Consider the following 7,229-nt stretch of genomic DNA (forward strand, 5'->3'; position numbering starts at 1 on the left):
ACAATGGCACGCGAATACCCGATCAATCTGTATCGCAATTTCGGCATCATGGCTCACATCGATGCTGGCAAGACGACCACGACCGAACGCATCCTCTACTATACCGGCAAGTCCCATAAGATCGGCGAAGTCCACGACGGTGCCGCGACCATGGACTGGATGGAGCAGGAGCAGGAACGCGGCATCACGATCACGTCCGCTGCCACCACCACGTTCTGGAAAGACCGTGATGGCGTCACGCACCGCTTCAACATCATCGACACCCCCGGCCACGTGGACTTCACCATTGAAGTCGAGCGTTCGCTGCGTGTGCTCGACGGTGCCGTCGCACTGCTGGATGCCAATGCCGGTGTCGAGCCGCAGACTGAAACCGTGTGGCGCCAGGCCGACAAGTACAACGTTCCGCGTCTGATCTTCGTCAACAAGATGGACAAGATCGGTGCCGATTTCTATCGCTGCGTCGAGATGGTCGGCACCCGCCTGGGCGCCAAGGCCGTTCCCGTGCAGCTGCCGATCGGCGCTGAGAATGACTTCAAGGGCGTCGTCGATCTGATCGAGATGAACGCACTGATCTGGCACAATGAAGAACTGGGTGCTGCCTGGGACGTCGTTGAGATCCCTGATGACCTCAAGGAATCGGCCAAGAAGTATCGCGAAGCCATGATCGAAGCCGCCGTCGAACTCGACGACAGCGCGATGGAATCGTACCTGAACGGCGATATGCCCGACAATGCAACGATCCGTCGTCTGCTGCGTCGCGGTGCGATCGACGCCAAGTTCTTCCTGGTGTTCGCCGGTTCGGCCTTCAAGAACAAGGGCGTACAGCCTTTGCTTGACGGCGTTATCGATTACTTGCCGTCGCCTGCCGACGTTCCTGCTATCCAGGGCATCGACGCCCGCACCGAGGCTCCGATCGAGCGTCATGCGGACGACAGCGAGCCGCTGGCCATGCTGGCGTTCAAGATCGCCAACGACCCGCACATGGGTACGCTGACGTTCTGCCGCATCTACTCGGGCAAGCTCGAGCAGGGCATGATGATCGAGAACACGGTCAAGGAAAAGCGCGAGCGCGTTGGTCGTCTGTTCCAGATGCATGCCAATAGCCGCGAGCAGATCACGGAAGCCTTCGCTGGTGACATCGTCGCCATCGTGGGTCTCAAGGACACCACCACTGGCGACACCCTGTGTGCCTCCAATGCGCAGGTTATCCTTGAACGCATGATCTTCCCTGAGCCGGTTATCGACATCTCGGTGGAACCGAAGTCCAAGGCCGATCAGGAAAAGATGGGCCTCGCGCTCAACCGCCTGGCTGCTGAAGATCCGTCGTTCCGCGTCAAGACCGACGAAGAATCCGGCCAGACCATCATTTCGGGCATGGGCGAACTTCACCTGGACATTCTCGTCGACCGCATGCGTCGCGAGTTCAAGGTGGAAGCCAATATCGGTCAGCCGCAGGTGGCTTACCGCGAGACGATCACCAAGTCTGCCAATGTGGATTATACCCACAAGAAGCAGTCGGGTGGTTCGGGCCAGTTCGCTCGCGTCAAGCTGTCGGTCGAGCCGGGCGAAGTCGCCTCGGGTCTGACTTTCGTGAATGCCGTCGTCGGCGGTTCGGTGCCCAAGGAATATATCCCGGGCGTTGAAAAGGGCGTGAAGTCGGTCATGTCGTCTGGTCCGTTGATCGGGTTCCCGATCGTGGACGTCAAGGTGACGTTGACTGAAGGCGCGTACCACGACGTCGACTCCTCGGTTCTGGCCTTCGAAATCGCCGGTCGTGCAGGCTTCAATGAAGCCCTGCGCAAGGCGTCCCCGAAGATCCTCGAGCCGATCATGAAGGTTGAAGTTGTCACGCCAGAAGACTACATGGGCGACGTTATCGGCGATCTGAATTCACGACGCGGACAGATTCACGGCACTGAAAGCCGTGGTGTGCTCCAGGTTGTGGATGCTTATGTCCCGCTCGCGAACATGTTCGGCTACGTGAACTCTCTGCGCTCGATGAGCCAGGGCCGTGCACAGTATTCGATGACGTTCGATCACTACGAGCAGGTTCCGCAGGCTGTCGCCGACGAAGTCCAGGCCAAGTACGCCTAATAACAAACGAAACTCAAGGTTGGCCGAACGGCTAACGAATACGGAGAGAAGCGATGGGCAAGGAAAAGTTTTCCCGCAATAAGCCTCACTGCAATATCGGCACCATTGGTCACGTTGACCATGGCAAGACCTCGCTGACCGCAGCGATTACCAAGGTTTTGGCTGAGACTGGTGGCGCGACCTTCAAGGCGTACGACCAGATCGACGCTGCGCCGGAAGAAAAGGCACGCGGCATCACCATCAATACCGCCCACGTCGAGTACGAGACGGCTAACCGTCACTATGCTCACGTCGATTGCCCAGGCCACGCCGACTATGTGAAGAACATGATCACCGGTGCTGCCCAGATGGACGGCGCGATCCTGGTTGTGTCCGCTGCTGACGGCCCGATGCCCCAGACGCGCGAGCACATCCTGCTCGCCTATCAGGTTGGCGTTCCCGCAATGGTCGTGTTCCTGAACAAGTGCGACATGGTTGACGACGCCGAGCTGCTCGAGCTCGTCGAACTCGAAGTTCGCGAACTGCTCACCAGCTACGACTTCCCCGGCGACGATATCCCGATCATCAAGGGCTCGGCTACCGAAGCGCTGAACAACGGCGACAAGAAGCTCGGCCACGACGCGATCGTGGAGCTGATGGCTGCTGTTGACTCGTACATCCCGCAGCCGGAACGTCCGGTTGACCTGCCGTTCCTGCTGCCGATCGAAGACGTGTTCTCGATCTCGGGTCGCGGTACTGTGGTCACCGGCCGTGTCGAACGCGGCATCGTCAAGGTTGGCGAAGAAGTCGAAATCGTCGGCATCAAGGCAACCCAGAAGACCACCGTCACCGGTGTCGAGATGTTCCGCAAGCTGCTCGACTCGGGCCAGGCTGGCGACAACATCGGCGCCCTGATCCGCGGTATCGACCGTACGCAGGTTGAGCGCGGCCAGGTTCTCTGCAAGCCAGGCAGCGTGACCCCGCACACCGACTTCGTTGCTGAGGCCTATATCCTCACCAAGGAAGAAGGCGGCCGTCACACTCCGTTCTTCGGCAACTACCGTCCCCAGTTCTACTTCCGTACCACGGACGTGACGGGCATCGTGACCCTGCCGGAAGGCACGGAAATGGTTATGCCGGGCGACAACATCAACATGAACGTTCAGCTCATCGTTCCGATCGCCATGGAAGAGAAGCTGCGCTTCGCTATCCGTGAAGGTGGCCGTACCGTCGGCGCCGGCGTCGTGGCGAAGATCCTCAAATAAGAAGCGAATGATTTCGTGGCGCGCGAGTTGCGCGCGCCACGGTCCATTGTTGTCAGGATAACAAGATGAACGGTCAAAATATTCGCATCCGCCTCAAGGCGTTTGACCATCGCGTCCTCGACGCATCCACGCGTGAGATCGTGCAGACGGCCAAGCGTACGGGTGCTCAGGTTCGCGGTCCGATCCCGCTGCCGACGCGAATTGAGAAGTTTACCGTCAACCGCTCGCCGCACATCGACAAGAAGGCGCGTGAGCAGTTCGAGATCCGGACCCACAAGCGTCTCCTGGACATTGTGGATCCGACCCCTCAGACGGTTGATGCACTGATGAAGCTCGATCTTGCCGCCGGCGTCGACGTCGAAATCAAGCTCTAAAGTCACGGATTTCCGCGCTGACCAAATAACAGGGTCCTCTTGAGAACCAATGACCCGGTTCAGCGCTAAACAAGAAGGTACTAACCGATGCGTTCTGGTTTGATCGCACAGAAGCTGGGCATGACCCGCATATTCACCGATGACGGCGCACATGTGCCCGTTACGGTGCTCGGGCTGCAGAACTGCCAGGTGGTAGGCCAGCGGACGTCGGAAAAAGATGGCTATGTCGCGCTCCAGTTGGGCGCCGGACAGGCCAAGGTGAAGAACACGACCAAGGCAGAACGCGGCCAGTTCGCCGTTGCCAAGGTCGAGCCCAAGCGCCACGTCGCTGAATTCCGCGTCGATGCCGAAAACCTCATCGAGGTTGGCGCGACGCTGCAGGCTGACCATTTCGTCGAAGGCCAGCTGGTGGATGTCACCGGCACTTCGATCGGTAAGGGTTTCGCTGGCGGTATGAAGCGCTGGAACTTCGGTGGTCTTCGTGCCACCCACGGCGTGTCGGTGTCTCACCGTTCGATCGGTTCGACCGGTGGCCGTCAGGACCCGGGCAAGACCTTCAAGAACAAGAAGATGCCTGGTCACATGGGTGATCGTCGCATCACCACGCAGAACCTGACGGTCGTCAAGACCGACGTGGAACGCGGTCTGATCATGATCCAGGGTGCGGTTCCCGGTGCCAAGGGCGCCTGGATCCAGATCAAGGATGCCGTCAAGAAGCCTGCTCCCAAGAATGCTGCCTTCCCAGGCTCGTTCAAGGCCGCTGCTGACGTTGCGGAAGGGGCTGAATAATGGAACTCCAGATCACTACTCTGGACGGCAAATCTAACGGTACCGTGACACTCGCAGACGACGTGTTCGGCCTGGAAGTGCGTCAGGACATCCTGCACCGCATGGTCCGCTACCAGCAGCTTAAGGCGATGGCCGGCACGCACGATGTCAAAAATCGTTCGGAAGGCGTTCGCACCGGCAAGAAGTTCAAGAAGCAGAAGGGTGGCGGCGCTCGTCACGGCGATCGCAAGGCTCCGCAGTTCCGTGGTGGTGGCCGTGCATTCGGTCCGACCCCGCGTAGCCACGCGATCGATCTGCCCAAGAAGGTCCGTGCCCTGGCGCTCAAGCATGCCCTGTCGGCCAAGGCCGCAGCCGGCGAGCTGATCGTGCTGGACAGCGTCATCACCAAGGCTCCGAAGACTGCGGCTCTGCGCATCACCTTCGGCAAGCTGGACTGGATGAACGCGCTGATCATCGATGGTGCGACTGTCGACCAGAACTTCGCTCTGGCCGCCCGCAACATTCCGCATATCGACGTGCTCCCGATCCAGGGCATCAACGTTGTTGATATCCTGCGCCGTCAGAAGCTCGTCCTGACCAAGGCAGCGCTCGAAGCGCTGGAAGCGAGGTTCGCATGAACAAGCTCAGCGCTTATGACGTGATCCGCAATCCCGTCGTGACTGAAAAGTCCACGATGGCTTCGGAAGCCAACCAGGTCGTGTTCGATGTTGCCATCGATGCGAACAAGACTGAGATCAAGGCCGCCGTTGAGCAGCTGTTCTCGGTCAAGGTCAAGGCAGTGAACACCCTGGTCCGCAAGGGCAAGGTGAAGCGCTTCCGCGGCAAGATCGGCGTCCGCAATGACGTCAAGAAGGCTATCGTTACCCTCGTCGACGGCCAGTCGATCGATATTTCGACCGGCCTCTAAGGGAATAGAGACAAAAAATGGCTCTTAAAACTTACAACCCAACTTCCGAAGGCCGCCGCCAGCTGGTGACGACCGATCGGAGCGAACTCTGGAAGGGGGCCCCGGTCAAGACTTTGACCCAGGGTCTTTCGAAGTCCGGCGGCCGTAACAACCGTGGTCGTATCACTGCGTTCCATCGTGGTGGCGGTCATAAGCGGACCTACCGCATTATCGACTTCAAGCGCGTCAAGTTCGACGTCGTCGGGACCATCGAGCGCCTGGAATACGATCCCAACCGTACGGCTTGGATCGCCCTGGTGATCTATCCCGATGGCGAGAAGGCCTACATCGTTGCTCCCCAGCGCCTCGGCGCCGGTGACAAGGTGATCTCGTCGATGCAGACCGTCGACGTGAAGCCGGGCAATGCGATGCCGCTGGAGCGCATGCCGGTCGGTACGATCGTGCACAATATCGAGCTGAAGCCCCGCAAGGGTGGCCAGGTCGCCCGTTCGGCTGGCGCTTATGCCCAGTATGTCGGTCGCGACCAGGGTTGGGCGATCCTTCGCCTGAACTCGGGCGAACAGCGCCGCGTCCATGGTTCGTGCCTCGCCACCGTTGGCGCTGTGTCGAACCAGGATCACTCCAATACGTCGCTCGGCAAGGCCGGTCGTTCGCGCTGGCTCGGCCGGAAGCCGGTCAACCGCGGTGTGACCATGAACCCGATCGATCACCCGCATGGTGGTGGTGAAGGCCGTACCTCGGGTGGCCGTCATCCGGTTACTCCTTGGGGTAAGCCGACCAAGGGCAAGAAGACCCGCAGCAACAAGGCGACGGACAAGTTTATCGTTCGCTCGCGTCACGTGAAGAAGGGCAGGTAAGCCATGACCCGTTCAATCTGGAAGGGCCCGTTCGTCGACGGCTACATGCTCAAGAAGGCCGAAAAGGCCTTGGCATCTGGCCGCAATGACGTGGTCAAGATCTGGAGCCGCCGTTCGACGGTTCTGCCACAGTTCGTTGGCATCACCTTCGGCGTTCACAATGGCCACAAGCATATCCCGGTCAACGTGACCGAAGACATGATCGGCCACAAGTTCGGCGAATTCGCACCGACCCGTACGTATTACGGTCATGCGGCCGACAAGAAGGCCAAGAGGAAGTAACATGGGCAAGCCAAAAACCCAGCGCGCGCTTGCGGACAACGAAGCCAAGGCTGTGCTGCGCATGCTGCGCATCAGCCCACAGAAGCTCAACCTTCTGGCTCAGCTGATCCGTGGCAAGAAGGTCGAGAAGGCTCTGGCCGAACTCGAATTCAGCCACAAGCGTATCTCTGGCCAGGTCAAGAAGGTGCTGGAAAGCGCTATCGCCAATGCCGAAAACAACCATGGGCTCGACACTGATGCCCTGGTCGTTGCTGAAGCTTTCGTGGGCAATTCGCTCGTGATGAAGCGCTTCATGGCACGCGGTCGCGGTCGTTCCTCGCAGATCCAGAAGCCGTTCGCGCATCTGACGATCATTCTCCGTCAAGTTGAGGAGGCCGCATAATGGGTCAGAAGATCAATCCAATCGGTTTTCGCCTCGGCATCAACCGCACTTGGGATTCCCGTTGGTACGCCAACAAGGGCGAGTATGGTAACCTGCTTCAGGAAGACCTGAAGATCCGCACCATGCTGCTCGAAGACCTGAAGGCCGCCGCGGTCTCCAAGATCGTCATCGAGCGCCCGCACCGCAAGTGCCGCGTGTCGATCCACACTGCCCGTCCGGGCATCGTGATCGGCAAGAAGGGCGCTGACATCGACAAGATCCGCGCCAAGGTGAAGAAGTTCACCGACAGCGAAGTGCACA

At 59.4% G+C, this 7,229-nt stretch carries 10 protein-coding genes; all 10 read left to right on the plus strand.

The annotated features are described in order from the left end of the window. Window positions 1-3: 3 nt before the first annotated feature. Window positions 4-2,094, plus strand: coding sequence for an elongation factor G (gene fusA / locus JWP26_RS06255; protein WP_299724800.1), 2,091 nt, complete (start codon window positions 4-6; stop codon window positions 2,092-2,094). Between the two features lie 53 nt (window positions 2,095-2,147). Further along, on the plus strand, window positions 2,148-3,338 hold the full coding sequence (gene tuf, locus JWP26_RS06260; protein WP_299724802.1) for an elongation factor Tu: 1,191 nt from the start codon (window positions 2,148-2,150) through the stop codon (window positions 3,336-3,338). 65 nt (window positions 3,339-3,403) lie between these two features. After that, a complete protein-coding gene (rpsJ, locus tag JWP26_RS06265; RefSeq protein WP_299724804.1) occupies window positions 3,404-3,712 on the plus strand; it encodes a 30S ribosomal protein S10 in 309 nt (102 codons plus the stop codon). Between the two features lie 87 nt (window positions 3,713-3,799). Continuing rightward, entirely contained in the window at window positions 3,800-4,501 is a 702-nt protein-coding gene (gene rplC, locus JWP26_RS06270; protein ID WP_299724806.1) for a 50S ribosomal protein L3, read from the plus strand. Then, on the plus strand, window positions 4,501-5,118 hold the full coding sequence (gene rplD / locus JWP26_RS06275; protein ID WP_299724808.1) for a 50S ribosomal protein L4: 618 nt from the start codon (window positions 4,501-4,503) through the stop codon (window positions 5,116-5,118). The genes rplC and rplD overlap by 1 nt, the downstream gene beginning before the upstream one ends. Beyond that, a complete protein-coding gene (locus JWP26_RS06280) occupies window positions 5,115-5,408 on the plus strand; it encodes a 50S ribosomal protein L23 (RefSeq protein WP_299724810.1) in 294 nt (97 codons plus the stop codon). Before rplD ends, JWP26_RS06280 begins: the two co-directional genes overlap by 4 nt. A gap of 17 nt (window positions 5,409-5,425) precedes the next feature. Then, window positions 5,426-6,265: a 50S ribosomal protein L2 gene (gene rplB / locus JWP26_RS06285; protein WP_299724812.1), complete on the plus strand. Its 840-nt coding sequence runs from the start codon at window positions 5,426-5,428 to the stop codon at window positions 6,263-6,265. 3 nt (window positions 6,266-6,268) lie between these two features. Further along, on the plus strand, window positions 6,269-6,547 hold the full coding sequence (gene rpsS, locus JWP26_RS06290; protein WP_299724814.1) for a 30S ribosomal protein S19: 279 nt from the start codon (window positions 6,269-6,271) through the stop codon (window positions 6,545-6,547). Between the two features lies 1 nt (window position 6,548). Next, window positions 6,549-6,929 (plus strand): 50S ribosomal protein L22, encoded by a 381-nt coding sequence (gene rplV / locus JWP26_RS06295; protein WP_299724816.1) that lies wholly within the window; start codon window positions 6,549-6,551, stop codon window positions 6,927-6,929. After that, on the plus strand, window positions 6,929-7,229 hold a 301-nt coding region (rpsC, locus tag JWP26_RS06300; RefSeq protein WP_299724818.1), incomplete at its 3' end, for a 30S ribosomal protein S3. The genes rplV and rpsC, both read left to right, overlap by 1 nt.

Origin of the sequence: Devosia sp. (assembly GCF_028290435.1) — a bacterium.
GTDB lineage: Bacteria > Pseudomonadota > Alphaproteobacteria > Rhizobiales > Devosiaceae > Devosia.

What these genes read in the sequence shown, in the direction of transcription:
- fusA (WP_299724800.1), top strand. Translation starts at nt 4, where the DNA reads ATGGCACGCGAATACCCGATCAATCTGTATCGCAATTTCGGCATCATG.
- tuf (WP_299724802.1), top strand. Translation starts at nt 2,148, where the DNA reads ATGGGCAAGGAAAAGTTTTCCCGCAATAAGCCTCACTGCAATATCGGC.
- rpsJ (WP_299724804.1), top strand. Translation starts at nt 3,404, where the DNA reads ATGAACGGTCAAAATATTCGCATCCGCCTCAAGGCGTTTGACCATCGC.
- rplC (WP_299724806.1), top strand. Translation starts at nt 3,800, where the DNA reads ATGCGTTCTGGTTTGATCGCACAGAAGCTGGGCATGACCCGCATATTC.
- rplD (WP_299724808.1), top strand. Translation starts at nt 4,501, where the DNA reads ATGGAACTCCAGATCACTACTCTGGACGGCAAATCTAACGGTACCGTG.
- JWP26_RS06280 (WP_299724810.1), top strand. Translation starts at nt 5,115, where the DNA reads ATGAACAAGCTCAGCGCTTATGACGTGATCCGCAATCCCGTCGTGACT.
- rplB (WP_299724812.1), top strand. Translation starts at nt 5,426, where the DNA reads ATGGCTCTTAAAACTTACAACCCAACTTCCGAAGGCCGCCGCCAGCTG.
- rpsS (WP_299724814.1), top strand. Translation starts at nt 6,269, where the DNA reads ATGACCCGTTCAATCTGGAAGGGCCCGTTCGTCGACGGCTACATGCTC.
- rplV (WP_299724816.1), top strand. Translation starts at nt 6,549, where the DNA reads ATGGGCAAGCCAAAAACCCAGCGCGCGCTTGCGGACAACGAAGCCAAG.